The 24,666-nt window shown below is 68.2% G+C and carries 24 protein-coding genes, 1 tRNA gene and 1 pseudogene; 10 read left to right on the top strand and 16 right to left on the bottom strand.

Translation table 11 applies throughout. The features are described 5' to 3' along the window. Nucleotides 1–234: pseudogene (locus ABTZ43_RS12150) on the bottom strand (multidrug DMT transporter permease); the annotation flags it as partial. A gap of 61 nt (nucleotides 235–295) precedes the next feature. Here ABTZ43_RS12150 and def point away from each other — a divergent pair. Both def and ABTZ43_RS12140 read left to right on the top strand, forming a co-directional pair. Continuing rightward, nucleotides 296–862, top strand: coding sequence for a peptide deformylase (gene def, locus ABTZ43_RS12145; RefSeq protein ID WP_350539002.1), 567 nt, complete (start codon nucleotides 296–298; stop codon nucleotides 860–862). Nucleotides 863–986: 124 nt separating this feature from the next. Continuing rightward, nucleotides 987–1,493, top strand: a complete 507-nt coding sequence (locus ABTZ43_RS12140) for a septum formation family protein (protein WP_350539001.1) — start codon at nucleotides 987–989, stop codon at nucleotides 1,491–1,493. A gap of 122 nt (nucleotides 1,494–1,615) precedes the next feature. On the opposite strand, the gene ABTZ43_RS12135 is transcribed toward ABTZ43_RS12140, so the two are convergent. The 5 genes from ABTZ43_RS12135 to dusB all read right to left on the bottom strand — a co-directional run bounded on the left by ABTZ43_RS12135 (nucleotide 1,616) and on the right by dusB (nucleotide 7,002). Continuing rightward, a tRNA-Asn gene (locus ABTZ43_RS12135) sits at nucleotides 1,616–1,691 on the bottom strand. 97 nt (nucleotides 1,692–1,788) lie between these two features. Then, the gene (locus ABTZ43_RS12130) at nucleotides 1,789–2,562 is read right to left on the bottom strand and encodes an ATP-binding cassette domain-containing protein (RefSeq protein ID WP_056418163.1); all 774 of its coding nucleotides are present in this window, start codon (nucleotides 2,560–2,562) and stop codon (nucleotides 1,789–1,791) included. 36 nt (nucleotides 2,563–2,598) lie between these two features. Continuing rightward, a complete protein-coding gene (dnaG, locus tag ABTZ43_RS12125; RefSeq protein ID WP_149422861.1) occupies nucleotides 2,599–4,464 on the bottom strand; it encodes a DNA primase in 1,866 nt (621 codons plus the stop codon). Then, complete coding sequence (locus ABTZ43_RS12120) at nucleotides 4,464–5,858, bottom strand: deoxyguanosinetriphosphate triphosphohydrolase (protein WP_350539000.1); 1,395 nt, start codon at nucleotides 5,856–5,858, stop codon at nucleotides 4,464–4,466. The genes dnaG and ABTZ43_RS12120 overlap by 1 nt, the downstream gene beginning before the upstream one ends. Continuing rightward, entirely contained in the window at nucleotides 5,848–7,002 is a 1,155-nt protein-coding gene (gene dusB, locus ABTZ43_RS12115) for a tRNA dihydrouridine synthase DusB (RefSeq protein WP_056418175.1), read from the bottom strand. The genes ABTZ43_RS12120 and dusB overlap by 11 nt, the downstream gene beginning before the upstream one ends. 59 nt (nucleotides 7,003–7,061) lie before the next feature. Here dusB and ABTZ43_RS12110 point away from each other — a divergent pair, with 59 nt between their 5' ends. Further along, nucleotides 7,062–7,556 (top strand): glutathione peroxidase, encoded by a 495-nt coding sequence (locus tag ABTZ43_RS12110; protein WP_045254584.1) that lies wholly within the window; start codon nucleotides 7,062–7,064, stop codon nucleotides 7,554–7,556. Nucleotides 7,557–7,593: 37 nt separating this feature from the next. After that, complete coding sequence (locus ABTZ43_RS12105; protein WP_350538999.1) at nucleotides 7,594–8,373, top strand: phosphotransferase enzyme family protein; 780 nt, start codon at nucleotides 7,594–7,596, stop codon at nucleotides 8,371–8,373. A 3-nt stretch (nucleotides 8,374–8,376) separates the two neighbouring features. On the opposite strand, the gene ABTZ43_RS12100 is transcribed toward ABTZ43_RS12105, so the two are convergent. Further along, nucleotides 8,377–9,063, bottom strand: a complete 687-nt coding sequence (locus tag ABTZ43_RS12100; RefSeq protein WP_149422860.1) for a DsbA family oxidoreductase — start codon at nucleotides 9,061–9,063, stop codon at nucleotides 8,377–8,379. 293 nt (nucleotides 9,064–9,356) lie between these two features. On the opposite strand from ABTZ43_RS12100, the gene ABTZ43_RS12095 reads away from it, so the two are divergent. The 3 genes from ABTZ43_RS12095 (at nucleotide 9,357) to ABTZ43_RS12085 (ending at nucleotide 11,295) form a co-directional block, all read left to right on the top strand. Beyond that, complete coding sequence (locus ABTZ43_RS12095; protein WP_149422859.1) at nucleotides 9,357–9,653, top strand: GIY-YIG nuclease family protein; 297 nt, start codon at nucleotides 9,357–9,359, stop codon at nucleotides 9,651–9,653. A 380-nt stretch (nucleotides 9,654–10,033) separates the two neighbouring features. Continuing rightward, nucleotides 10,034–10,609 carry a P-loop NTPase family protein gene (locus ABTZ43_RS12090; protein WP_350538998.1) on the top strand — a complete coding sequence of 192 codons (576 nt, stop codon included), beginning with the start codon at nucleotides 10,034–10,036 and terminating at the stop codon, nucleotides 10,607–10,609. Nucleotides 10,610–10,617: 8 nt separating this feature from the next. Then, nucleotides 10,618–11,295, top strand: a complete 678-nt coding sequence (locus ABTZ43_RS12085; RefSeq protein ID WP_350538997.1) for a P-loop NTPase family protein — start codon at nucleotides 10,618–10,620, stop codon at nucleotides 11,293–11,295. On the opposite strand, the gene ABTZ43_RS12080 is transcribed toward ABTZ43_RS12085, so the two are convergent. Next, entirely contained in the window at nucleotides 11,238–12,038 is an 801-nt protein-coding gene (locus ABTZ43_RS12080; protein WP_314095046.1) for an isoprenyl transferase, read from the bottom strand. The genes ABTZ43_RS12085 and ABTZ43_RS12080 overlap by 58 nt on opposite strands. Continuing rightward, the gene (gene recO, locus ABTZ43_RS12075; protein ID WP_149422856.1) at nucleotides 12,035–12,781 is read right to left on the bottom strand and encodes a DNA repair protein RecO; all 747 of its coding nucleotides are present in this window, start codon (nucleotides 12,779–12,781) and stop codon (nucleotides 12,035–12,037) included. Before recO ends, ABTZ43_RS12080 begins: the two co-directional genes overlap by 4 nt. A 34-nt stretch (nucleotides 12,782–12,815) precedes the next feature. On the opposite strand from recO, the gene ABTZ43_RS12070 reads away from it, so the two are divergent. After that, entirely contained in the window at nucleotides 12,816–13,514 is a 699-nt protein-coding gene (locus tag ABTZ43_RS12070) for a trimeric intracellular cation channel family protein (protein ID WP_350538996.1), read from the top strand. A gap of 175 nt (nucleotides 13,515–13,689) precedes the next feature. Here ABTZ43_RS12070 and leuA read toward each other — a convergent pair whose 3' ends face one another. Next, nucleotides 13,690–15,444 carry a 2-isopropylmalate synthase gene (leuA, locus tag ABTZ43_RS12065; protein WP_149422855.1) on the bottom strand — a complete coding sequence of 585 codons (1,755 nt, stop codon included), beginning with the start codon at nucleotides 15,442–15,444 and terminating at the stop codon, nucleotides 13,690–13,692. Nucleotides 15,445–15,641: 197 nt separating this feature from the next. Between leuA and ABTZ43_RS12060 the strand changes: the two genes are divergently transcribed. Continuing rightward, on the top strand, nucleotides 15,642–16,280 hold the full coding sequence (locus ABTZ43_RS12060; RefSeq protein WP_262492092.1) for a hypothetical protein: 639 nt from the start codon (nucleotides 15,642–15,644) through the stop codon (nucleotides 16,278–16,280). Here the strand turns inward: ABTZ43_RS12060 and ABTZ43_RS12055 are convergent. The 6 genes from ABTZ43_RS12055 to ABTZ43_RS12030 all read right to left on the bottom strand — a co-directional run bounded on the left by ABTZ43_RS12055 (nucleotide 16,277) and on the right by ABTZ43_RS12030 (nucleotide 21,331). Next, nucleotides 16,277–17,221, bottom strand: a complete 945-nt coding sequence (locus tag ABTZ43_RS12055) for an NADP-dependent oxidoreductase (protein WP_350538995.1) — start codon at nucleotides 17,219–17,221, stop codon at nucleotides 16,277–16,279. The genes ABTZ43_RS12060 and ABTZ43_RS12055 overlap by 4 nt on opposite strands. Next, complete coding sequence (gene era, locus ABTZ43_RS12050) at nucleotides 17,221–18,117, bottom strand: GTPase Era (RefSeq protein WP_056419642.1); 897 nt, start codon at nucleotides 18,115–18,117, stop codon at nucleotides 17,221–17,223. Before era ends, ABTZ43_RS12055 begins: the two co-directional genes overlap by 1 nt. Beyond that, nucleotides 18,110–19,405, bottom strand: coding sequence for a hemolysin family protein (locus tag ABTZ43_RS12045; protein ID WP_056418196.1), 1,296 nt, complete (start codon nucleotides 19,403–19,405; stop codon nucleotides 18,110–18,112). The genes era and ABTZ43_RS12045 overlap by 8 nt, the downstream gene beginning before the upstream one ends. Then, nucleotides 19,402–19,860, bottom strand: coding sequence for an rRNA maturation RNase YbeY (gene ybeY, locus ABTZ43_RS12040; protein WP_056418199.1), 459 nt, complete (start codon nucleotides 19,858–19,860; stop codon nucleotides 19,402–19,404). The genes ABTZ43_RS12045 and ybeY overlap by 4 nt, the downstream gene beginning before the upstream one ends. A 33-nt stretch (nucleotides 19,861–19,893) precedes the next feature. Next, the gene (locus ABTZ43_RS12035) at nucleotides 19,894–20,919 is read right to left on the bottom strand and encodes a PhoH family protein (RefSeq protein WP_253386653.1); all 1,026 of its coding nucleotides are present in this window, start codon (nucleotides 20,917–20,919) and stop codon (nucleotides 19,894–19,896) included. 64 nt (nucleotides 20,920–20,983) lie between these two features. After that, nucleotides 20,984–21,331 (bottom strand): HIT domain-containing protein, encoded by a 348-nt coding sequence (locus ABTZ43_RS12030; RefSeq protein ID WP_056418205.1) that lies wholly within the window; start codon nucleotides 21,329–21,331, stop codon nucleotides 20,984–20,986. A gap of 244 nt (nucleotides 21,332–21,575) precedes the next feature. Between ABTZ43_RS12030 and ABTZ43_RS12025 the strand changes: the two genes are divergently transcribed. After that, nucleotides 21,576–24,578, top strand: a complete 3,003-nt coding sequence (locus ABTZ43_RS12025) for a glycine--tRNA ligase (RefSeq protein ID WP_350538994.1) — start codon at nucleotides 21,576–21,578, stop codon at nucleotides 24,576–24,578. Nucleotides 24,579–24,666: the final 88 nt, after the last annotated feature.

Genomic DNA, 24,666 nt, shown 5'->3' with positions numbered 1-24,666 from the left:
CGTGCCCGCCAACCACGACGGACGGGTGAGGAGCGCCTTGATCTGGCCGGCGCTCAGACCGCTGGTGCCGTTCGCCCCGCTCAGACGCTCGACCTTCTCGACCCCGCGGTGCTGGTACTGCGCGCCGAGCGACATGAAGACGGCGCCGGCCAGCGCCAGCGGGATGCCGAGGAGCAGCTTGGGGTTCTGAAAGACGCCAACCAGCTGCTCTGTGACGTCGTCCGCCCCAGTCATCCATACGGAGATGCTCACGCTAAGACCCTACCCGGGGATATGCGCCGAGTAGGGTTATGGCGTGGCTGTTCTTCCTATTCGCATCATGGGCGACCCCGTCCTGCACTCCCCCGCTTCCCCCGTCGACGAGATCACCGACGACATCCGCGTCCTCGTCGCCGACATGTTCGAGACCATGGACATCGCACCCGGTGTGGGCCTCGCCGCCCCGCAGGTCGGGGTGCCACTGCGCCTCTACACGTACTCCTACGTCGACGACGACGATCAGCCCTGGCGCGGGGTCATCATCAACCCCGAGCTGTGGATGGTGCCGCTCGAGCCGGGCGAACCCGATGACGAGCTCGAGTCCGAGGGATGCCTCTCGTTCCCCGGCGAGCGATTCCCCCTGCGCCGCTCCGAGCGGGTGCGGGTGACGGGGCTCGACCTCGAGGGCGCCCCGGTCGAGATCGTCGTCGACGGATGGCGCGCGCGCATCATGCAGCATGAGTTCGATCATCTCGACGGCATCCTCTACTTCGACCGTCTGTCGGACGGCGACTGGAAGACCGTGCAGAAGATCGCCAAGAAGCGCGGATGGGGCAAGCCGGGCGCCAGCTGGATGCCGGGCGTCGAGGATCTCGAAGGCTGACAGCCTTTCAGCCCAGTCACAGGCTTCTCCGAGTTGCATCACAGACTCGCGGACGGATAGCGTTCTGGAGGCGGCATATCGGAATGCCCGCCCACGACGCTCTGGAGGGGACATCATGATGAAAATGCGCACTCGACGCGCACTGGCGCTCGCAGGTTCTGCGGTGGCGCTGTCGGTCGCTCTGACCGGCTGCAGCGCACTGAACGGGATTCTCGGAGGAGGTGCCGGCGACGCGGATCGCGACGAGGACACCGGACAGGTCACCGAGAGCGCCAACATCGACATCTTCGCGCTCAAGCTCGGCGACTGCAAGATGGCCAGCGCCTCCGGTCTGATCGAGGATGCCGATGTCGTCCCGTGCGACCAGCCGCACGATGAAGAGGTCTACTACGAGTTCACGATGAAGGACGGCGAGTTCTCCGAAGAGGACGTCGACACCGCCTCGCAGGAGTGCATCGGCGACGCGTACACGAGCTTCATCGGCGTCGCGTACGACGATTCCGCACTCGAGGTGTACCCGATCACCCCGACGCAGGACACCTGGGACCAGCTGAACGACCGCGTCGTGCAGTGCGTCGTGACCGACCCGGCAGGACAGACCACCGGCTCCCTCAAGGGCGCCGCGCGCTGATCAGATCGACGAAAGAAGGCCCCGTCATCGACGGGGCCTTCTTTCGTGCGTCGGTCCTGCTCCGCCGCGACGGCAGAGCTCCGGTGGAAAGGGAAAAGCCCCTCCGAAGAGGGGCTTCTCATTGGCTCCCCGGCTTGGACTCGAACCAAGAACCTGCCGGTTAACAGCCGGCTGCTCTGCCAATTGAGCTACCGAGGAATGTGCTCCGCTGCGCGGGCAACTCGTCAATCCTAGCAAACTCCGGAGCGTGCTCGTGACACGGGCCGCACATCGGGCGTGTCGCTCAGGGCCCGGCTCAGAGCCCCGAATCCGCTTCGGCGTTCGGCGCCCAGAGCAGGTCCTTGCCGACGCCGCGCGCCACCACATGCCCGCCGCGGAGCATGAGCGTCTCGGCGTTCAGCTCGCGGATGAAGTCGGCGTCGTTGGTGACGAGCAGAGCCCCCATCCCCAGTTCCTTCCGGCGTCGTGTGATCGCGTCGAACACGACCGGCCTGACCTCGAGGTCGAGGTTGGCGAGGATCTCGTCGGCGATCAGGACCCGCGGCTCGAGCACGAACGACCGGGCGATCGCGACCCGCTGACGCATCCCGGCGCTGAGCTCGTACGGGAACTTCGAGGCCGTGCCGAGCGGGAGATGCAGCTCGTCGAGCAGCGTCGCGACCCGGATCGACAGCGCCTTCGTGTTCACGCGCTTCTCGCGCATCAGAATGGGCTCCGCGATCACCTCGTTGACCGTGAGCTGGGGCGGAAGGTCGGCACCGGCCCCCTGTGGCACGAAGCCCGTGCGGTAGGTGAGCACCCGATGCTTGCGCCCCGGACGGCGGATGTCGACGCCGCACACCTGCGCGCTCCCTCCGACGACCCGCACGGAGGCATCGGTCGAACCGGCCAGCGCGGCGACGAGCGTCGATTTGCCCGACCCGGTCGGACCCGCCACGCAGATGAGCTCACCGGGCGCGAGTGAGAAGCTGACACCGTCGATGGCCCGGGTGGGGCCGCTGTGGCCCACGCGGTCGATCACGAGGTCGGAGGTGTCGATCGCGTTCGTCGACTCGGGGCGAGAGGCCATTCCTCCATCCTGCACTGCCGCACAGGACGGGGTCCGTTACGACTCGGTGAACCGCTGACGCTCGACGTCGATGTCTCTCAGACGCATCCGCAACGCGCGTCCTCCGTCGGAATCCGCCGGCACCCGCTGCACGGCACCGAGCAGCTCCTCCTTCTCCTGCTGGAGGCTCCGCATGATCAGACGACGGGCGAGGTCGGTCGTCGATGCGACCGCACCCTCTTCGTTGCGTGCAGGGAACGGCGTCATCAGCAGCTCTCCCGCGAGCGAACGGTACGGCTCGCGCACCGAGTTCACGGCATCCGTCACCCAGCCCGATCGGGTGCGATCGGGCGCAGCCGCCACCGCCTCTCGCACGGCATCGAGACCCGGCGTGCGGAACGGAGCGCCGAGCGCACGTGCGAGCAGCGCCTGATCGACCTGGTGCCCGTACTGCAGCGCTCCCATCAATGCATCCCGCTCGACAGCGACGTCGGCGGTGCGGGGCAGGCTCGCGAGCGTCACCGGTGCGAGTGCGGAACCCGCCCCGGAATCGGATGCGGTGTCGTGCCGGGTGACCGTCTCGTGGCGCGACGTCTGCGCTCCCCCGCGAGCCGCCCGCTCGACCTCACTGTGAACCTCGGTCGGATCCATGCCGAGGCGGCGGGCGAGGACGCGCTCGTAGCCGGGGCGCAGAAGGCGGTCGCGGATCTCGGCGACGATCGGCGCCGCTGCACGCAGGGCACCGACCCGCCCCTCGACGGTGGCGAGATCGAAGCCGCTCAGCTTGCGGTCGATGGCGAACTCGAACATCGGCTGCTTGGTCTCCATGAGAGAGCGCACGGCGGCGTCGCCGCGCTGCAGTCGCAGATCGCAGGGATCGAGGCCGTCCGGGGCGACGGCCACGAACGTCTGCGCGTTGAAGCGATCGTCTTCGGTGAACGCCCTCAGGGCCGCCTTCTGCCCGGCCTCGTCACCGTCGAAGGTGAAGACGACCTCGCCCGAGGCGTTGTCGTCGCCCATGACCCGGCGCAGCACCTTGATGTGATCGGTGCCGAAGGCCGTGCCGCACGTCGCGATCGCCGTGGTGAGACCCGCCAGATGGCACGCCATCACATCGGTGTATCCCTCGACCACCACGACCCGACGAGGGTCGCCACGGGCGATGTCGCGCTTGGCGAGATCGAGGCCGTACAGCACCTGCGCCTTCTTGTAGATCGGGGTCTCCGGGGTGTTCAGGTACTTCGGCCCCTGGTCGTCGTCGAACAGCTTGCGGGCGCCGAATCCGATCGTCTGCCCTGACACGTCGCGGATGGGCCACACCAGGCGGCCGCGGAACCGGTCGTACACTCCGCGCTGACCTGTGGAGACGAGGCCGGCCGTGCTCAGCTCCTCGCGGGTGAAACCCTGCGCCGTCAGAGCCTTGAGCATCTTGTCCCAGCCGCGTGGGGCGAAGCCGACGCCGAAATGCGCGGCTGCTCCGGCGTCGAAGCCGCGTTCGCCCAGGAAGCGACGCCCCTCCTCGGCATCCGCGGTGAGCAGCTGCCCCCGGAAGTACTCCGCCGCGGCCGTGTTGGCGGCGTACAGGCGGCTGCGTCCGCTCGTCTCCGGTGCCGATCCGCCGTCTTCGTAGTGCAGCGCGAAGCCGACACGGCCGGCGAGTCGCTCGACGGCTTCGGTGAAGCTGACGTGATCCATCTCGCGGAGGAAGGAGTAGACGTCACCCGATGCGCCGCATCCGAAGCAGTGGTAGTAGCCCACCTGGGGCCGCACGTGGAAGCTCGGGCTCTTCTCGTCGTGGAAGGGGCAGAGCCCCTTGAGCGACCCGACGCCCGCTGACTTGAGCGCGACGCGCTCTCCGACGATGTCGGCGATGTTCGTGCGCGCCTTGACCTCGTCGACGTCGGCCTGACGGATGAGGGGCATCAGCCCACCTCTTCGACGACGACCCGACGCGGTGCGTGCGGGGTCGCCCCCGGTCGGGCGTGCCGCGGCGTCCAGATGCCGACCTCGGCCGGATCGATCTCGCCGACGAGCCTGTTGTGCCAGTCGATCGCGCTCTGGTCGGTGAGACTCGCGATCTGATCGACGATCACGCGGGCGCGCTCCGCATCCGTCGTGGCCGCCATGAAGTCGGCGGAGAAGGCGGGCTCGAGCACATCCGCTCCCGCAGACCACAGGGCGTCCGTCGACCAGAGCGCATCGGCGAGCCGCTTGAGCACGCGACGCTGCTCCTTGTACACGCCCTTGCGAGCGTCGATCGTCACGATCGCCTGCCCCATGATCCCCTTGAGCACGGCGATCTCGGCTTCGATCACCCGGGGCACGACGACATGCGCGTTGTACCGTACGAGAGCGGGTCCCGTGTAGGCCTCGCGCGTGGCCGACACCGCCGCGCGGGCGAACCGGCCGATGAAGTCGCTCGTGAGGTTCTTGAGACGGGCGAGATCGCGACGGGACCGGTCGAACGACCCCAGCCACATCGGCTGCGACGCGAGTCGGTAGAGCGCATCGGCGAGCTCGTCACGAGTGAAGTCGTATCCCACCCACTGCTGGATACGGTCGATCAGCGCCTCGTGCTGACGTGGATCCGAGAGCTGGGCGACATCGACGTAGCCGTTGAGGATCGCGTCCTCGAAGTCATGGACCGAATAGCCGATGTCGTCCGAGAGATCCATCACTTCGGCCTCGATACAGCGCAGCCGCCCCGGAGCGCCCTCTCGCATCCACCGGAAGACCGCCTCGTCGTCGGGGTACACGCCGAACTTGAGACGACCGCCGGGGTCGGGGACCGGATGGTCGACCGTCCACGGGTACTTGCAGGTCGCGTCGAGGCTCGCCCTGGTGAGGTTGAGGCCGACGGACTGCCCGTCATCGTCGATGGCCTTGGCCTCGAGCCGGGTGAGGATGCGGAGGGATTGCGCATTGCCCTCGAAACCGCCGATCGGCTCGGCCCATTCGTTGAGCGCCCTCTCGCCGTTGTGTCCGAACGGCGGGTGTCCCAGGTCGTGGCTGAGGCACGCGGTGTCGACCACGTCGGCCGAGACGCCGAGCTCCGTCGCGAGCTCACGGCCGACCTGCGCGACCTCGAGCGAGTGCGTCAGGCGGTTGCGGGCGAAGTCCGCCGTGCTGGCGGGACTGAGCACCTGCGTCTTCGCGGCGAGACGGCGCAGCGCTGCGGAATGCAGAACCCTCGCCCTGTCACGGGCGAAGTCACCGCGGGCCGAGCGATGGGTCTCGGCGAAGAAGCGCTCGGCGTCACGGGGGTCGTAGCCGTCCGATCGACCGCCTGCTGTGTGTGCCTGAGGATCAGCCGCCACTGTTCTCGATCTCCGCCCCTCGCATCATCTCGGATGCCGATGCCGCGAGCTCCCGCGACTCCAGCCACTTGTCCGGCAGCGCAGGCCGCTTGGGGCGACCCGAACGACCGCGCTGGCCCTCGGCATCCGCACCGGGGTAGGGAGCGCTGTGGTCGAGCTGACCGAGCAGGTCGTCGATCTCGGCGAGGCTCGACGCCGTCGCGAGGCCGGTGCGGATGTCGCCGCCGACCGGATACCCCTTGAAGTACCAGGCGACGTGCTTGCGGACGTCGCGGCATCCGCGGTCCTCGTCTTCGAAGAACTCGACGAGCAGCTCGGCGTGGCGACGGAAGGCGTTCGCCACGAATCCGAGGGTCGCATCGACGGGGTGCGACTCGGCTCCGAACGCCTCGGCGAGTTCACCGAACAGCCAGGGACGCCCCAGGCACCCGCGCCCGACGACGACGCCGTCGCAGTCCGTCTGCTCCATCATGCGCACCGCGTCGGCGGCGGACCAGATGTCGCCGTTGCCGAGAACAGGGACGCTGGTCACGGCCTGCTTGAGCTCGCCGATCGCGTTCCAATCGGCGAAGCCGGAGTAGAACTCGCTCGCGGTGCGGGCGTGCAGGGCGATCGCTGAGACCCCCGCATCCTCCGCCGCCCGGCCGGCGTCGAGGAAGGTCAGGTGATCGGGATCGATGCCCTTGCGCATCTTGATGGTCAACGGCACATCGCCCGCGGCCTTCACGGCCTGCGTGACGATCTGCGAGAAGAGCGAGCTCTTCCACGGCAGCGCCGCCCCGCCGCCCTTGCGTGTGACCTTCGGCACCGGGCAGCCGAAGTTCAGGTCGATGTGGTCGGCGTGGTCCTCGGCGACGATGATGCGCACCGCCTCGGAGATCGTGTGCGGATCGACGCCGTAGAGCTGGATGGAGCGCGGGGTCTCGGACTCGTGGTGACGGATGAGACGCATGGTCGTCTCGTTGCGCTCGACCAGCGCACGGGACGTGATCATCTCGCTCACATAGAGGCCCGCGCCGTACTCGCGGCAGAGGCGACGGAACGCCGTGTTGGTGATGCCCGCCATGGGTGCGAGGACGACCGGCACGTCGAGAGCGATCGGACCGATGCGAAGGGTGCGAGCGGATGCGGTGGCGAGAGTCATATCCCCTCCATTCTCCCAGACATGGAGCCGGTCTCGGCGCATCGATCTAAGCTGTGAATATGACCGATCCCGCAGTCCGCTCCATCCCCTTCACCGACGCCGACGGCAACGAGAAGACCCTCGACGACCTCGGCGCCGACGTGGTTCTCGTCGTCAACGTGGCGTCGAAATGCGGATTGACCCCGCAGTACGAGCAGCTCGAGGAACTGCAGCGCCTGTACGGCGACCGCGGCTTCAGCGTCGTGGGGTTCCCGTGCAACCAGTTCTTCGGACAGGAGCCGGGTTCGGTCGACAGCATCCTCGAGTTCTGCTCCACCACCTACGGCGTGACGTTCCCGATCAACGACAAGGTGAAGGTCAACGGCAAGAACGCCACCGAGCTCTACAAGACGCTGAAGGAGACGCCGGATGCCGGCGGCAAGGCCGGCCGCGTCGAGTGGAACTTCGAGAAGTTCCTCGTGCTCCCCGACGGAGAGGTCGTCCGGTTCCGGCCCAAGCAGAAGCCGAACGACCCCGAGATCGTCGGCGCGATCGAAGCCGCCCTGACCCGCTAGGCCCTGGGCGCTGCTGTCCGCGGGATGGTGTCTGCGCATGGATGACGAGCGAGCGCTGTCCGGCGGCAACGCGAGCGGGATCGTCACCCGAGTCGGCGACACCGTCCGAAAGCAGTGGAGCGCCTCGACACCGAGCGTCCATGCCTTCATGTCGCATGTGCAGGATCGAGGCGTCGAGGTTCCGACGCCGCTCGGTCGAGACGAGCGCGGACGGCAGCGCATCGAGTTCATACCCGGGCCGCTCGCGATCGACGGCGGCCCGCTGAGCGCGGACGGGTTGCATCGCGTCGGCGGGATGGTTCGCGCCATACACGACGCGAGCGAGACCTTCACTCCTCCCGCTGACGCGCGCTGGGATACCGCCATCCCTGCCCCGGACGCGCAGATCGTGTGCCACAACGATCTCGCGCCCTGGAATCTCGTCATCGGAGACCGATGGGTCTTCATCGATTGGGATGCCGCAGCACCGAGCACCCGGCTGTGGGATCTCGCCTATGCGGCCCAGACCTTCACGCTCTCGGTCCTCGAAGCCGCGCCTCGGGATGCCGCTGACGGCCTCCGCGCATTCGTCGACGGCTACGGCGCCTCTGCCGAGTTCAGGACACGACTGCCCCTGATGATGCACCGACGCGCCGCGGCGATGCTCGAGCTGCTGACCACCGCGCATTCGCACGGCCGTGAGCCGTGGTCATCCATGTTCGCGGATGGCCACGGCTCCTACTGGGCTGCGGTCGTCGACTACGTCGGCGCGAATCAGCAGACCTGGTTCGACGCGCTGACCGCGACTCGGGCCGCCTCGACCTCTGACGAGGCCTGACCGTTAGACGGCCGTGGCTTCGGGCTCGGTCTCGCCCCGCTTGGCCCAGAGATCACGCAGCACGTTCTCGAAGGCGGCCGGCGGCTGAGCGCCGCTGATGCCGTACTGGCCGTCGATCACGAAGAACGGGACGCCCTGGATCCCATAGGCCTGCGCCTGCGCCTGATCCTGGCGGACGTCCGAGAGGTGACGTCCCGACACGAGGGCCTCACGGGTGTCGTCGGGATTGAGTCCGACCTCGCCGGCGAGTTCGACCAGGTCGTCGATGCGGCCGACGTGCTTGCCCTCGGTGAAGTAGGCCGACATCAGGCGCTCCTCCATCTCGTGCTGGACGCCCTCGGCCTTGGCGAAGTGCAGCAGTTCATGCGCCTTGACGGTGTTGGTGTGCTGCAGCAGATCGAACCGGTACTGCAGACCCGCCTTCTCGGCGACTCCGGTCACGTTCGCGAGCATCTGCTCGACCTGGTCGCGGGGCATGCCCTTGTGGCCGGCGAGGAAGTCGACCTCATCGCCGTCGAAGTCGACGGGGGTGTCGGGCGAGAGTTCGAACGAGTGGAAGGTGATGTTCACCTGCGGAGCGTCGTCATCTCCGGCGACGGCTTCCAGTCCCTTCTCGAGGTTGCGCTTGCCGATGTAGCACCAGGGGCAGGCGATGTCGGACCAGATGTCGATCGAGATGGCTTCAGTCACACTCACATCCAACCGCATCCTCGTCTCCACTATTCCGTCGCGTCCCCGCACCCTGAGCGACCGCACCACACCCCGCACCCTGAGCGAGCGCAGCGCCCGCCCCGCACCCTGAGCGAGCGCAGCGAGACGAAGGGCGCACCCTGAGCGAGCGCAGCGAGACGAAGGGCGCACCCCCGAGCGCACCCCGCACCCCGCCCCCTGAGCGAGCGCAGCGAGACGAAGGGCGCACCCCCGCACCGCACGGCCTGTGGACAGCGCCCTTCCCGATGCCTGAAAGTCGGTAGCGTCCTCGGATGCCGTTCGTCTACATCCTCCAGTGCCGCGATGGGAGCTTCTACACCGGAAGCACGCTCGACCTCGAACGGCGTCTCGCGGAGCATCAGTTCGGCGAGGGGTGCGACTACACGCGCCGCCGTCGTCCTGTCGAGCTCGTGTGGAGTTCGGAGTTCGCTCGCATCGACGATGCCTACGGGTGGGAGCGGCGCATACACGGGTGGACAAGAGCCAAGAAGCGCCTTCTCATCGAGGGGCGCTACGACGAGCTTCCAGGATGGAGCAGACGCCACCGCGATCCGTCGAGTGCGGATTGACGCCCTTCGTCTCGTCGCTCCGCTCCTCGCTCAGGGGACGGACCTCCCCCGCCCCCTGAGCCAGCGCGACCTCCCCCGCACCCCGAGCGACCTCCCCCCGCACCCTGAACCAGCGCGACCTCCCCCGCCCCCTGATCCAGCGCGACCTCCCCCGCACCCTGAGCGAGCGCAGCGAGACGAAGGGCGCCCTTCGTCTCGTCGCTCCGCTCCTCGCTCAGGAGACGGACCTCCCCCTCCCCCCTGATCCAGCGCGACCTCCCCCGCCCCCTGATCCAGCTCGACCTCCCCCGCACCCTGAGCGAGCGCAGCGAGACGAAGGGCGCCCTTCGTCTTCTCGCTCAGGAGACGGTGCCGCCCCGATCCGTGGATAGGATTCTCGGATGCTCTCCGCCGACGACCCCTTGCCACTCCGCCCTGAGCGAGTGCTGATCGCCGGTGTCACCGGGTCCGGCAAGACGACGCTCGCTCGACGCGTCGCCGGACTGTGGGACCTGCGCCATGTCGAGATCGACGGGCTGTTCCACGGCGAGAACTGGACTCCGCGTGCGACGTTCCTCGACGACGTGCGCGCCTTCGCCAACGAAGACCGCTGGGTCACCGAGTGGCAGTACACGAGCAAGGGCACCGACGAGATCCTCGCCCCGCGCGCGCAGATCGTGATCTGGCTCGACTACCCCTACCGCATCGCGCGGAGACGTCTCCTGCTGCGCACTGTGAGGCGTCGACTGCTGCGCACGCCGCTCTGGAACGGCAACGTCGAACCGGCGCTGTGGGAACGCGACGGATGGACCGGCGAGAACGACATCCTGCGGTGGCAGAAGAACACGCGCACCAAATGGTCGGAACGCATGCCTCGCATCGAGGCGACGCATCCGCATCTGCATGTGGTTCGCCTCGACCACCCTCGCGCGCTCGACGCCTGGCTGAGGCGCGTCGATCGGGGGCCGGCATCATGACGTCTCGCATGCTCGCTGCCGACGATCCCCTGCCGTTCCGCCCGGAGCGAGTCCTCATCGCCGGAGTCACCGGATCGGGAAAGACCACCCTCGCGGGCCGGCTCTCGACACTCTGGAACATCGACCGCCATGAGATGGACGCCCTGCACCACGGCGAGAACTGGACGCCGCGCGCGACGTTCATCGACGACGTGCGCGCCTTCGCCGCGGAGGACCGCTGGGTCACCGAATGGCAGTACACGAGCAAGGGCACCGATGAGATCCTGACGCCGCGTGCGCAACTGGTGGTCTGGCTCGACTACCCCTGGCCGATCGTCCGCGCGCGCTTGCTGCGTCGCACGCTGCGCCGCAGCATCCTGCGGACGGAGATGTACAACGGCAACGTCGAGAAGCCGATCTGGCAGGTGCTCTCGACCCGCGACCCCGCACGGAGCATCCTCGCCTGGCAGACCAAGACCCGCCGGTTCTGGGCGACCCAGATGCCCCTGAAACGAGCGCGCTTCCCTCACCTCACGATCGTGAGGCTCCGCCATCCCCGTGAGACCGAGCGGTGGCTGCGGGCTCAGGCCGCCCTCCGTCTCGCTGCGCGGCCCCTGAGCGAAGAGCGCAGCGCCGAGACGAAGGGCGCTCAGGATCCGGAAGGGGTATCGATCGCCCCGCCGAAGCGGCGGTCGCGCGACAGGTAGATCTCGATCGCCCGCCACAGCTCCTCGCGCGAGAAGTCCGGCCAGAGCGTGTCGAGGAAAACCATCTCGGCATAGGCGGCCTGCCACAGCAGGAAGTTCGAGGTGCGCTGCTCCCCCGAGCTCCGCAGGAAGAGATCGACGTCGGGCATGTCCGGCACGTAGAGGTTGCGCCTGATCATCTTCTCGCTGATCGCGTTCGGCTTGACCCGACCGGCCGCGACATCCGCGGCGATCGACCGCATCGCGTCGACGAGCTCGACACGACCCCCGTAGTTCACGCACATCGTGAGGGTGAGCACGTCGTTGTCACGCGTGAGCTGCTCGGCGTACTGCAGTTCCTTGATCACGCTGCCCCACAGCCGCGGTTTGCGGCCGGCCCAGCGCACGCGCACACCCCACTCGTTGAGCTGGTCGCGGCGGCGATGGAGCACGTCGCGGTTGTACCCCATCAGGAAGCGCACCTCCTCGGGAGAGCGCGCCCAGTTCTCGGTCGAGAACGCGTACACCGAGAGGTGTTTCACTCCGGCTTGGATGGCGCCGGCGACCACATCGAGCAGCACCTCCTCCCCCGCCTTGTGACCCTCGACACGGCTGAGTCCGCGGCGATTCGCCCAGCGGCCGTTCCCGTCCATGACGATCGCGACGTGCGCGGGAACCGCCGGGAACGCGGGCGGCTGCACGCCCGTCCAGTCCAGGGGGCGGTATGCCACGGCATCCTTGTGCGTGTACGGCTTGGGACTCACCGTGCTCCTTCTCGAGGGTGGTCGGCGACGAGGTGCGCGAGCGAGCGGATGCCGCGCTCGAGGTGCCACTGGGCGTAGGCGGCGACGAGTCCGGATGCGGCCGCATTGTCGGCGTGCGGGGCGGCATCGATCACGTCCCACTCGCCGGCCATCAAGGAGCGCAGCAGCGACAGCGTCCGCTCGGCGACCTTCGGGCTGCCCGCCGGTGCGCAGTTCGGACACACCGCTCCGCCCAGCTGACCGACGAAGTGCTGGTGCGGACCGGGCGCCGCGCACCGCGCGCAGTCACCGAGCGACGGCGCCCATCCCGACAGGGCCATGACCCGCAGCAGGTAGGAATCCAGGATGCTCCGGGGGGAATGCTCTCCGCGCGACAGCGCTCGCAAGCCCCCCACCAGCAGAAGGTACTGGTCGGGGGTGGCCTCGGAGTCGCTCAGCCGATCCGCGGTCTCGACCATCGCGTTCGCCGACGTGAAGCGGTCGTAGTGCGCCGCGATGTCCGACCCGTACGAGCCGAGGGACTCGGCCTGCTGCACGATGTCGAGCGTGCGCCCCTGGTAGAGCTGCACGTCCGCGACCATGAACGGCTCCAGACGCGAGCCGAACTTCGACGAGGTGCGACGCACCCCCTTGGCCACGGCGCGGATCTTGCCGTGCCGCCGCGAGAGCATCGTGACGATGCGATCGGCCTCACCCAGCTTGTGGGTGCGCAGGATCACCGCTTCGTCTCGGTAGGTGGGCACCGTTCGATTATCCTCCGTGCGGGAGAATAGAGGGGTGACCGAACCGCTCTTCATCATTCCGCTCTGGGCGGACCTGCTCGGCGTCGGGCTCGGAGGCGTGCAGGGCGCGCTCTTCGCCTCCGGATTCCAGGGGCAGCGGCGCCTCGACTGGTTGGGCGTCGCCATCATCGGGATCATGATCGGCATGGGCGGCGGACTCATCCGCGACATCCTGCTCGGGCAGACTCCTGCGACGCTGCAGAACAACTGGTATCTGATCACCGCCACGGGCGCCGCACTGCTGGGGATGCTGCTGGCGGGGCTCTTCACGCGCCTCAACCGGGTGATCGTCGTGCTCGATGCCGTCGTCATCGGCATGTTCGGAGCCTTCGGCACGAGCAAGGCCATCGCCTTCGGCATCCCGCCCGTCCCCGCCGTGTTCATCGGGGTGTGTGCGGCGGTCGGCGGCAGCGTGCTGCGCGACATGCTCATGGGCCTCCCGACCGCGATCATGCACGTCGGCTCGCTCTACGCCGTGGCCGCCGGCGCCGGCTGCACGTTCATCGTCGTCTCGAACGCCTTCGGCGTGCCCATTCCGCTCGCGGCAGTGCTCGGGATCGTCGTGACCGCGGTGATCCGCATCCTGGCCGTGAGCTTCGACGTCTCGCTCCCCGAGCAGCGCCGCATCTACCGCCGCAAGGTCGCGGCCGAGACCGGCGTGATCCCTATCATCAAGCCCAGCACCGACCTCTAGGCGCCCTTCGTCTCGTCGCTCCGCCCCTCCCTCAGGGAGCGGGGTCGCTCACTGAAGTACCCGCGGGCAGCGCCCTTCGTCTCGTCGCTCCGCTCCGCGCTCAGGGAGCGGGGCAGCACAGCGAGGGAACAGCGCCGCCCCCTGAGCGAGCGAAGCGAGACGAAGGGCGAACGGCTCAGACGGCCGCGAGCTCCTGCTGACGCGTGCGGATCGAACGGTTCACGCCCGACACGATCGCCTTGAGGGATGCGGTCGAGATGTCGCCGTCGATGCCGACGCCCCACAGGCGCTGGTCGCCGACCTGCAGCTCGACGTAGGCCGCGGCCTGTGCGTCGCCACCGGCGCTGAGAGCGTGCTCGACGTAGTCGTAGAGCGTGATGTCGAAGCCCTGGCCGCGCAGCACCTCGATGAACGCCGCGATGGGTCCGTTGCCGTTGCCGGCGACGGCGACCTGCTGATCGTCATCGCGCAGTGTCACATCGAGCACGACGTCGCCCGACATGTCGCTGCGGGTCTGGGTCGCGAGCAGCTCGAAGCGTCCCCACTTGGCGGACTCGTCGGCAGCAGGCAGGTACTCGTCGTTGAAGATCGACCAGATCTGCTCGCTCGTCACCTCGCCACCCTCGGCGTCGGTCTTCGTCTGGACCACGCCCGAGAACTCGATCTGCAGCTTGCGGGGCAGGTCGATCGCGTGGTCGGCCTTCAGCAGGTAGGCCACGCCGCCCTTGCCGGACTGGGAGTTGACGCGGATGACGGCCTCGTACGAACGTCCGAGATCCTTCGGGTCGACCGGCAGGTAGGGCACCGCCCACTCGATGTCGTCGACCGTGACGCCCTCGGCGTCGGCGCGGGCCGCCATGGCCTCGAAGCCCTTCTTGATCGCGTCCTGGTGCGATCCGCTGAACGCGGTGAAGACGAGGTCACCGGCCCAGGGGCTGCGCTCCGGCACGGGCAGCTGGTTGCAGTACTCGACCGTGCGCTTGACCTGGTCGATGTCGCTGAAGTCGATCTGCGGGTCGATGCCCTGGGTGAACAGGTTGATGCCCAGTGCCACGATGTCGACGTTGCCGGTGCGCTCCCCGTTGCCGAACAGGCATCCCTCGATGCGGTCGGCGCCGGCCATGTAGCCGAGCTCCGCGGCCGCGATCGCGGTGCCGCGGTCGTTGTGCGGATGCAGCGAGAGGATGACGTTCTCACGGTGCGCGAGGTGACGGCTCATCCACTCGATCGAATCGGCGTAGACGTTGGGAGACGCCATCTCGACAGTGGCAGGAAGGTTGATGATCACCTTGCGGTCGGGAGTCGGCTCGAAGACCTCGATCACCTGGTTGCAGATGTCGACGGCGAACTCGAGCTCGGTGCCGGTGTAGCTCTCGGGCGAGTACTCGTAGTAGACCTTCGTGTCGGGGATGGTCTTCTCGAACTCGCGGCACAGACGTGCACCCTCGAGGGCGATGTCGATGATGCCCTGCTTGTCGGTGCGGAACACGACCTCGCGCTGCAGCACACTCGTGGAGTTGTACAGGTGCACGATCGCCTGCTTCGCGCCGGCGATCGACTCATAGGTGCGAGCGATCAGGTGCTCACGCGCCTGGGTCAGCACCTGGATGGTGACGTCGTCGGGGATCAGGTTCTCTTCGATGAGCTGACGCACGAAGTCGAAGTCGGTCTGGCTCGCCGAGGGGAACCCGACCTCGATCTCCTTGTAGCCCATGCTGACGAGCAGCTCGAACATGACGCGCTTGCGCTCGGGCGACATCGGGTCGATGAGGGCCTGGTTGCCGTCACGGAGGTCGACGGCGCACCAGCGCGGAGCCTCAGTGATACGGGCGTCGGGCCAGGTGCGGTCCGTCAGGTCGACGGTGATCTGCTCGTTGTACGGCCGGTACTTGTGAATCGGCATCGCGGACGGGCGCTGAGTGTTCTGCATGATGGGGCTTCTTCTCTTCGTCGGATATGTGAACGGGCCAACACAAGCGCCGCGACGAGGAAGGCCCTAGCTTCAGGACTCGTCGCGGCAGCTAAGAAGAAGCAGACCGCCGAAAGGCATGCGGCCATGCTAGCAGGATCGCTGTGATTCTCCGGAGCACCCGTGAGACGATGCGGCCGGCGACGACACTGACAGGTATGAGCACATCGCGCAGACGCACGCTTCTGGCCGCAGCGGTCCTCTCGGGGATGATCGGCCTCGCCGCCTGTTCCGCGGCGCCCGGATCATCTCCGGCCCCGACCAGCTCCGGACAGCCCGCCTGGGACGCGGGCGATGTCACGCCCCCGGAGGGACGTGTGATCGGCACCGGCACGGTGCTCGACGTCGCGGGAGACGTCGAGCTGTGCCTCGGCGCGGTCGCCGAGTCGTACCCGCCGCAGTGCTCGGGCGTTCCGGTGGACGGATGGACCTGGGACGGAGTGGACGGCAGCGACTCCGACGGTGACACCACCTGGGGCATGTACGCGGTCTACGGCACGTATGACGGTCATCGCTACACGATCACCGACCCGCCCATCATGCTGGCGCTCTACGACTCGGTGGCCCCGGTGGATCCGGCCAACGGCGTCGAGGGGACGACGTCCGCTGCCGACCTCGCCCGGGTGCAGGACGAGCTCTCGACCACGCTCGGGACCGACGCACTCAGCGTCTGGACGGAGCGGGGGTACGTCTGGGTCCAGGTCGTCTGGGACGACGGATCCCTGCAGGATGCCGTCGACGACGCCTACGGCGACGACGTCGTGCTCGTCACCTCGGCGCTGCGCGAGATCGACTAGCGCGCCGGGATCAGGGCGAGCTTGCCGCCGGGGTGCCCCTCGGCGAGCAGGGCGAGCGCCGCGGGTGCCTCGTCGAGAGGGAAGGTGCGGGCGAGCGGTACGACGAGTTCACCGTTCTGCGCCAGCCTCACCAGCTCGCCGCGGATGTCGTCGCGGAACCGCGCACTCGCGGGCATCGACCCGGCGATCGCGAGGATGCCGTCCGTCTCGGCCCGCCCCATGGCGGCGATCGTGACGATGCGCGCACGGTCGGCGACGAGTTCGAGGGACACGTCGACGGCCTCGGCGGTGCCGACCGCGTCGAGGGCTGCGGCGACAGCTGCACCCTCGGACGCCGCGCGCACCCGATCCGCGAGTCCCGGCCCGTAGGCGACGGGCGTGCCGCCGAAGTGCCGCACGACATCGAATCGACTCGTGCCGGCCGTGCCGATGACCCGGATGCCCCGCAGCGCCGCCTGCTGCAGCACGCTGACGCCGACGGCGCCCGATGCCCCGTGCAGCAGCACGGTCTCGCCGGGGGCCGCTCCCGTGACCGCGAGCATCTCGGCCGCCGTGGTGCCCGCGAGCAGCAGGTTCGCGGCCTCGGGGTGACTGAGGGGTGTCGGTTTCGCGAACGCCTTCTCCGCGGGGATGGTGAGTGCCGTGGCGTACCCGCCGCTCACGCGGAAGGCGATCACCTCGTCGCCGATCTCGGCCTGTCCGGATCCGATCGTCGTGTCGGGACCGATCGCGGTGATCACGCCCGACACCTCGTATCCGATCGCCACCGGCAGCTCGACTCCCGGCCGAGGGCTGGCGACGTGTTTGGCATCCGCGGGATTCACACCCGCCGCGTGGACCTCGATGGTGATCTCTCCGACACCGGGTCGGGGAACTTCGTACTCGACGAGATCCCACTCCTCAGGTGCGCTCCACGATGAGGCGACCCAGTGCATCGCCATCAGAAGCCGAGCCGTCCGAGCTGCTTCGGGTCGCGCTGCCATTCCTTGGCGACCTTGACATGCAGGCCCAGGAACACCCTCGTGCCGAGGAGGTCCTCGATGCCGGCGCGGGCGCGACGGCCGACGTCGGCCAGCCTCTTGCCCTTGTGTCCGATGATGATCGCCTTCTGGCTGTCGCGCTCCACGACGATCGAGGCGTGCACGTCGGTCAGGTCCGTGCCCTCGCGGGGAGCGATGTCGTCGATCACGACGGCGATCGAGTGCGGCAGCTCGTCGCGCACGCCGTCGAGCGCCGCCTCACGGATCATCTCGGCGATGCGATCCTCCTCCGACTCATCGGTCGTGACGCCCTCTTCATAGAGCGCGGGGCCCACCGGCATCAGCGAGAGCACCTCGTCGGCGAGCACCTCCAGCTGATCGTTCGTGAGAGCGGAGATCGGGATGACCGCATCCCAGTCCTCGCGGAGAGCATCGACCTCCAGGAGACGCTCGGTGATGTCATCGCGGCCGGCCGCATCGGTCTTCGTGACGATCGCGATCTTCTTGGCGCGGCGGTATCCGTCGAGCGATGCCGCGATGCGGCGGTCGCCGGGGCCGACCTTCTCGGTCGCGGGCACGCAGAATCCGATCACGTCGACGTCGCCGAGGACCTGCTCGACGAGGTCGTTCAGACGCTCGCCCAGAAGAGTGCGGGGTTTGTGGATGCCGGGGGTGTCGACGATGACCAGCTGCCCGTCCGGGCGATTCACGATCCCGCGGATCGCGCGTCGGGTCGTCTGGGGCTTCTCACTCGTGATCGCGATCTTCTCGCCCACCAGAGCGTTCGTGAGAGTCGACTTGCCCACGTTGGGGCGCCCCACGAAGGTCACGAACCCGCTTCGCGTCTGCTCAGTCATCGTGTGCGTCTCTCTCTTCTGCGGCATCTGCCGCATCCTGTGCCGAGCGTTCCACGAACACCGTCGCGATGCCACGGCCGCGCCCTCGCGAGGCGCCGCCCGTGAGAGTCAGTCCTTCGACGGTCACCGTCGATCCCGGTTGCGGGACCTGGCCCAGCGTCTTGCCGAGCAGGCCGCCGATCGAGTCCACGTCCTCGTCCTCGAGCTCGAGACCGAAGAGGTCGCCGACATCTTCCAGCGACAGCCGGGCACTGACCCGGTAGCGTCCGTCGCCCAGCTCGACGACTTCGGCCGACACCTGATCGTACTCGTCGGAGATCTCGCCGACGAGCTCCTCGATGAGGTCTTCGAGCGTGACCAGACCCGAGATCCCGCCGTGCTCGTCGATGACGAGGCACACGTGCACCGCGTCGCGCTTCATCTGCTGCAGCAGCGTCTCGGCGCGCATCGACTCGGGGACGAAGGTCGCCGGGCGGGAGATCGGCCGGATGGATGCCGCCCGCCACGCGTTCTCGTCGCGGAAGGCGAACTGCACCAGATCCTTGAGGTAGAGCACTCCGACGACGTCATCGGCGTCGTCGTCGACGACCGGCATGCGCGAGACGCCGCGCTGCAGGAACAGCGTCATCGCCTCGCTGGTCGTCGCCGTCGCGTCGACGGTCACCATCTCGGTCCGGGGCACCATCACGGCGCGCACGAACTGGTCGGTGAAGTCGAACACCGAGTGGATGAGGTCGCGGTCGTCGGCCTCGATCAGGTCGTTGGACGCGGCCTCGTCGACCATGCTCAACAGCTGCTCCTCCGACGTGAACGAGCTGCGGCCACGTCCGGGTGTGACCCTGTTGCCGAGGACCACGAGCCCCTGAGCGAGCGGGCCGAGGATGATGCGCAGGGCGCGGACGACCGGAGCGTTCGCGCGCAGCATCCCCTCGGCGTGGTGCCGACCGAACGATCGCGGGCTCGCCCCGACCAGCACGAAGCTGATGCCGGTCATCAGTACCGCCGCGGCGAGCATCGCCCACCAGATGTTGTCGAACAGGATGCTGAAGGCGACCGTGACGAGCACGGCGGCGGCCGTCTCCGTCAGGACGCGGATGAATGCGACGGAGTTGACGTGCGCATCGGGGTCCGCGGCGATCCGCGTGAGCTGGGGGGCATTGCGCCCTTCCGTGCCCATCTCCTCGATGTCAGAGCGCGATGTGACGCCGAAGGCCGCGTCGATCGCGGCCATCAGGCCGCCGAACGCGACCAGCAGCACGGCCGCGGCGAGCAGGAAGGCGGCGGTCATCGGCGACGTTCGGACGCGGCGAAGCCCTGGATCAGCTCCTTCTGCAGTCCGAACATCTCGCGCTCGTCATCGGGTTCGGCGTGATCGAAGCCGAGGAGGTGCAGCAGCCCGTGGGTGGTCAGCAGGATCAGCTCGTCCATCAGGGTGTGGCCTGCAGCCTGCGCCTGCGTCTCGGCGACCTGGGGGCACAGCACGATGTCACCGAGCAGCCCGGGTGCGGTCGGACGATCCTCGGTGCCGGGGCGCAGCTCATCCATCGGGAAGCTGAGCACATCGGTGGGACCGGGCTCGTCCATCCACTGGACGTGCAGCGCCTCCATGGCCGCCTCGTCGACGAGGACGATCGCCACCTCGGCGTCGGGGCTCACGTGCAGCTGGGCGAGGTTGAAGTCCGTCAGCCGCTGCAGCACGGTCTCGTCGACGTCGATGGCCGACTCGTTGTTGATCTCGATCATGACTGTGCTCGATTCATCAGAAAGCTCGATTCATCAGGAGAGGCCTCGTCTCGGCTTCCGGTCTCGGGGTCCGGGGCGCTGGGCGCCCCTGCGCTCGGCGCGGTTGGCGAACTCGGCGGCCTGCTCGCGTTCGAAGCGCTGGGCGGTGCGCTGCTCGTCGTATTCGCTGTACGCGTCGACGATCCGACCCACGAGCGAATGACGCACGACGTCGTCGCTCGTGAGGCGGGCGAAGTGGATGTCGTCGATGCCGTCGAGCACGCGCGTGACGAGGCGGAGTCCCGACGATCCCTGGGGCAGGTCGACCTGGGTGATGTCACCGGTCACGACCATCTTCGAGCCGAAGCCGAGACGCGTGAGGAACATCTTCATCTGCTCGGGCGTGGTGTTCTGCGCCTCGTCGAGCACGACGAAGGAGTCGTTGAGCGTGCGCCCCCGCATGTAGGCGAGCGGTGCGACCTCGATGGTTCCGGTCGCCATCAGGCGCGGGACGACCTCGGGGTCCATCATCTCGTTCAGGGCGTCGTAGAGCGGACGCAGGTACGGATCGATCTTGTCGGTCAGCGTGCCGGGCAGGAAGCCCAGCCGCTCCCCCGCCTCGACGGCGGGACGCGTCAGGATGATCCGGGTGACCTCCTTGCGCTGCAGCGCCTGCACGGCCTTCGCCATGGCCAGGTAGGTCTTGCCCGTACCGGCGGGACCGATGCCGAACACGATCGTGTTCTCCTCGATCGCATCGACGTACTCCTTCTGCCCCACGGTCTTGGGCCGGATGACCTTGCCCCTCGTCGAGAGGATCGCCTCGCCGAGCACCTCGCTCGGTCGCGGACCGTCTTCGGTGCGCAGCATCCGCGCCGAGCTCGAGACGTCACTGGGCGCGAGGTCGTGGCCCGCTCTGGTCATGGTCAGCAGCTCCTCCACGAGATTCTTCGCCTTCGCGACGGCATCGGCCGTGCCCGAGAGCGTGATCTCATTGCCGCGCACGAGGACCTGCACATCGGGATGCTCCTTCTCGAGCATCCGCAGCAGGCGGTCCTGCGGACCGAGCAGCCGCACCATGGCCACCCCGTCCACCGCGATGGTCTCCCGAGCGGACGGGACGTCGGCCGGGTCGTGAGTGATGTCAGCGGCCAACGAGGTTCGTCTCCCGAAGGTCGCCGGCGAGGACGTGGGCGTGCACGTGCGGCACGGTCTGTCCTGAGTTCTCCCCCACATTGAAGAGGAGTCGGAAGTCGCCGTCGGCGTGCTCGCGCGCGAGTCGGCCGGCCATCGCGACCATCTCGGCGAGCAGAGCGGGGTCGTCGGCCGCGAGTTCGACGACGTCGACGTACTCGCGCTTGGGGACGACCAGCAGGTGCAGCGCTGCCTGCGGGTTGATGTCGCGCAGGACGAAGAGCCGCTCGTCCTCGGCGACGATCTCACCGGGGATCTCACCGTCGAGGATGCGGGTGAACAGGGAGGGGGCTGACATGCCCCCAGTTTAGTGGCTCCACCTGCGGCGGCGGCGTGTCGGCCGCCGCCCGGACGGACGCCCGCCGACCGCGTGCGGCGGGCGGAATCCTGCCGCGGCGATCCCCGCCCCGCCGCGTGGATCGCTCGGGCTCGACGGCTAAGATGGGCAGACACCCACCGCTCGGCGTCATCGACGCGCCCCGTCCGTCGAGCAACGAGGCCGCAGCGGCCGATGTCAGGGTGTACGAGAAACCGAGGTACAGGTGACGAAGCACGCGCTCTCCATGCAGGATGCGATCTTGAAGCTCCAGGAGTACTGGGCAGGCGTCGGCTGCATGGTGATGCAGCCTCTGAACGCAGAGGTCGGAGCCGGAACCGCGAACCCCTCGACCGCGCTCCGCGTGCTCGGTCCCGAGCCGTGGAAGGTCGCGTACGTCGAGCCCAGCGTGCGTCCGGACGACTCGCGCTACGGACTGAACCCCAACCGTCTGCAGACGCACCACCAGTTCCAGGTCATCCTCAAGCCCGAACCGGGCAACCCGCAGGAGCTCTACCTCAAGAGCCTCGAGGCCATCGGCGTCGACCTGCACGCCCACGACGTCCGCTTCGTCGAGGACAACTGGGCCTCCCCCGCACTCGGCGCCTGGGGGTTGGGCTGGGAGGTCTGGCTCGACGGCATGGAGATCACCCAGTTCACCTACTTCCAGCAGCTCGGCGGTCTCAACCTCAGCCCGATCCCGGTGGAGATCACCTACGGACTCGAGCGGATCCTGATGGCGCTCCAGGGCGTCGATCACTTCAAGGACATCGAGTACTCCGACGGCGTCTCCTACGGCGAGATCTTCGGCCAGTCCGAGTACGAGATGAGCCGGTACTACCTCGACGACGCCGACATCGAGACCTCTCGCGCGCTCTTCGACGCCTATGCCCTCGAGGCACGCAGGCTCGTCGAGAACCGCCTGCCCGTGCCGGCGTACAGCTTCGCCCTCAAGTGCAGCCATGCATTCAACATCCTCGACGCACGCGGTGCCGTGAGCACGACGGAGCGCACCAAGGCCTTCTCGCTGATGCGCAACCTGGTGCGCGACTGCGCACGTCTGTGGGTCGAGATCCGCGACGAGCTCGATCACCCGCTCGGTGTCGCTCAGGCTCCCGAGGCCCTCTCCCGCGCCGACGCGCCCACCGTGTCCCCCGATGCGGCCCCCGCGGATGTGCTGTTCGAGATCGGCCTCGAAGAGCTGCCCGCATCGGAGGTCCCCGCGATCACCGTGACCGTGCGCGAGCTGCTGACGACGGCATTCGCGAGCACGCGTCTGGCCTTCGACGACCTTCGCGTCGACAGCACGCCGCGCCGTGTGGTGGTGCGGATCTCGGGTGTCCCCGCCGTCGAGTCCGAACTCGAGCACGTCGCGCGCGGTCCCCGGTGGACCGCGGCGTTCGACGAGGCCGGCGCTCCGACGAACGCGCTGAACGGATTCCTCCGCAAGAACGGCGCCGCCGTCGAGGAGATCGTCGAGGTCGACGTCAACGGCGTCCGCCATGTCGCGGTCACCCGCACGCTGCCCGGGCGCCCCGTGACCGAGGTCCTGTCGACGGTGTTCGAGCAGGTCGTGGGCGGTCTGCGCGCGGACAAGAACATCCGCTGGTCCGACCCCGAGCTCAGCTACGCCCGACCGATCCGCTGGCTCCTCGCCCTCTGGGGGACGGTGGAGATTCCGCTCGCCGTCTCGCAGGTGACGTCCGCACGCACCACCCGTGTACTCCGCACGAGTGAGCCGCCCGTCCGCGAGGTCACCTCGCTCGAGGACTTCGACAGCATCCTGCGCGACGAGCACATCATCCTCGACCGCGATGCTCGCCGCGGGCTCATCGTCGACGCCGCCGAGAAGCTGGCCGCGTCCGTGGGCGGCACCATCGACATCGAGGGCGATGCCGGCCTGATCGACGAGATCACCGACCTGGTCGAAGCACCGGGCCCCCTGCTGGGCTCGTTCAGCGCCGAGTACCTCGAGGTGCCCTCGTCGGTGCTCACGACGGTGATGAAGAAGCACCAGCGCTATCTGCCGATCTGGGTCGACGGGGCGCTGAGCAACTCGTTCATCATCGTCGCCAACGGACCGTTCGACGAGGCCGTCGTCCGCGGCGGCAACGAGAACGTTCTGCGTGCCCGGTTCGAGGACGCGAAGTTCTTCTGGCGTGCCGACCTCGAGAAGACCCCCGAGCAGTTCCGCCTGATGCTCGACAAGCTCCTCGTCGAGGACAGACTGGGATCCTTCCTCGACCGCTCGCGCCGCATCGAGGCGCTCGCCTCCGAGTTCGCCGAGATCGCCGACCTCGACGCGGAGGCCGCGACGGTCGTCCGCTCGGCGGGTGCCGTCGCGAAGTTCGACCTCGCATCGCAGCTCGTCATCGAGTTCTCGGGGCTCGCCGGCACCATGGCGAAGGAGTACGCCGCGCGCGCGGGTTACGACGAGGCCACCAGCACCGCCCTCGAGGAGATGGAGCGACCGCGCTTCTCCGGCGCCGCTCTTCCCGAGACCGTGCCCGGTGCCGTGCTCTCGCTCGCCGATCGCTTCGACCTGCTCACCGGGCTGACGACCGTCGGCATCAGCTCGACGGGAAGCTCGGACCCGTTCGGCATCCGCCGGATCGCCGGCGGCATCATCGCCGTCCTGCGCAGCCGGCCCGAGCTGGGCATCTCGATCGCGGAAGGCATCTCGCACGCGGCATCCGGTCTCGCCGTGCAGGGACTCGAGGTATCGGATGCCGTTCGCGCGGCCGTCCTCGACGTGCTGGGCAAGCGGTACTCGCAGCAGCTGACGTCCGAGGGGCATGAGATCGCCGTCGTGCGCGCCGCGCTGCCTCTGGTCGACAGCCCGAGTGCAGCGGATCACGCCATCGAGGCGATCGAATCCTGGCTCGGCTCCGAGAACTTCACAGCGGAGTTCGAGGCCCTGCTGCGCGTCGTGAACATCACGCCGGCCGACGTCGCCGGTGAGATCGCCGACGGCGGGTCCGCCGAAGACGCGGCGTTCGCCGCCGAGGTGCGTCGTTTCGACGACGCCCTCGCGGGCTCCGCGGGCATCGACACGTTCCTGACCGCCCTGCGGGACCTCGCGCCGCACATCGATCGCTTCTTCGGCGAGGTGCGGGTGCTCGACGACGACCCTCAGGTGCGTCGTGCGCGCCTCGGACTGCTCGGCGTCATCGCCGGTCACGCCAGGACGCAGGCGGACTGGGCGGAGCTCAAGCCGCTCGTCCCCTGAGCCGCCGCTGTTCCAGGCGTACAGGAACGCGAAGATCCCGACGGTCGCGCTCATCGGTGCGAGCAGCGGGAAGATCAGCTGCCAGAAC

Source organism: Microbacterium sp. NPDC097977 (genome assembly GCF_040302605.1).
Taxonomy (GTDB): domain Bacteria; phylum Actinomycetota; class Actinomycetes; order Actinomycetales; family Microbacteriaceae; genus Microbacterium.
The sequence above is the reverse complement of the archived record's forward strand: the minus strand, read 5'-3'. Positions and strand labels throughout refer to the sequence as shown.

Coding starts and splice junctions, on each gene's coding strand:
- ABTZ43_RS12055 (WP_350538995.1), bottom strand. CDS start 17,221: ATGGCGATGCACTGGGTCGCCTCATCGTGGAGCGCACCTGAGGAGTGG.
- ABTZ43_RS12060 (WP_262492092.1), top strand. CDS start 15,642: ATGAGCACATCGCGCAGACGCACGCTTCTGGCCGCAGCGGTCCTCTCG.
- leuA (WP_149422855.1), bottom strand. CDS start 15,444: ATGCAGAACACTCAGCGCCCGTCCGCGATGCCGATTCACAAGTACCGG.
- ybeY (WP_056418199.1), bottom strand. CDS start 19,860: ATGATCGAGATCAACAACGAGTCGGCCATCGACGTCGACGAGACCGTG.
- ABTZ43_RS12035 (WP_253386653.1), bottom strand. CDS start 20,919: ATGGTGCGGCTGCTCGGTCCGCAGGACCGCCTGCTGCGGATGCTCGAG.
- dnaG (WP_149422861.1), bottom strand. CDS start 4,464: ATGCCCCTCATCCGTCAGGCCGACGTCGACGAGGTCAAGGCGCGCACG.
- ABTZ43_RS12090 (WP_350538998.1), top strand. CDS start 10,034: ATGCTCTCCGCCGACGACCCCTTGCCACTCCGCCCTGAGCGAGTGCTG.
- ABTZ43_RS12095 (WP_149422859.1), top strand. CDS start 9,357: ATGCCGTTCGTCTACATCCTCCAGTGCCGCGATGGGAGCTTCTACACC.
- ABTZ43_RS12110 (WP_045254584.1), top strand. CDS start 7,062: ATGACCGATCCCGCAGTCCGCTCCATCCCCTTCACCGACGCCGACGGC.
- era (WP_056419642.1), bottom strand. CDS start 18,117: ATGACTGAGCAGACGCGAAGCGGGTTCGTGACCTTCGTGGGGCGCCCC.
- ABTZ43_RS12030 (WP_056418205.1), bottom strand. CDS start 21,331: ATGTCAGCCCCCTCCCTGTTCACCCGCATCCTCGACGGTGAGATCCCC.
- ABTZ43_RS12105 (WP_350538999.1), top strand. CDS start 7,594: ATGGATGACGAGCGAGCGCTGTCCGGCGGCAACGCGAGCGGGATCGTC.
- dusB (WP_056418175.1), bottom strand. CDS start 7,002: ATGACTCTCGCCACCGCATCCGCTCGCACCCTTCGCATCGGTCCGATC.
- ABTZ43_RS12085 (WP_350538997.1), top strand. CDS start 10,618: ATGCTCGCTGCCGACGATCCCCTGCCGTTCCGCCCGGAGCGAGTCCTC.
- ABTZ43_RS12130 (WP_056418163.1), bottom strand. CDS start 2,562: ATGGCCTCTCGCCCCGAGTCGACGAACGCGATCGACACCTCCGACCTC.
- ABTZ43_RS12045 (WP_056418196.1), bottom strand. CDS start 19,405: ATGACCGCCGCCTTCCTGCTCGCCGCGGCCGTGCTGCTGGTCGCGTTC.
- ABTZ43_RS12140 (WP_350539001.1), top strand. CDS start 987: ATGCGCACTCGACGCGCACTGGCGCTCGCAGGTTCTGCGGTGGCGCTG.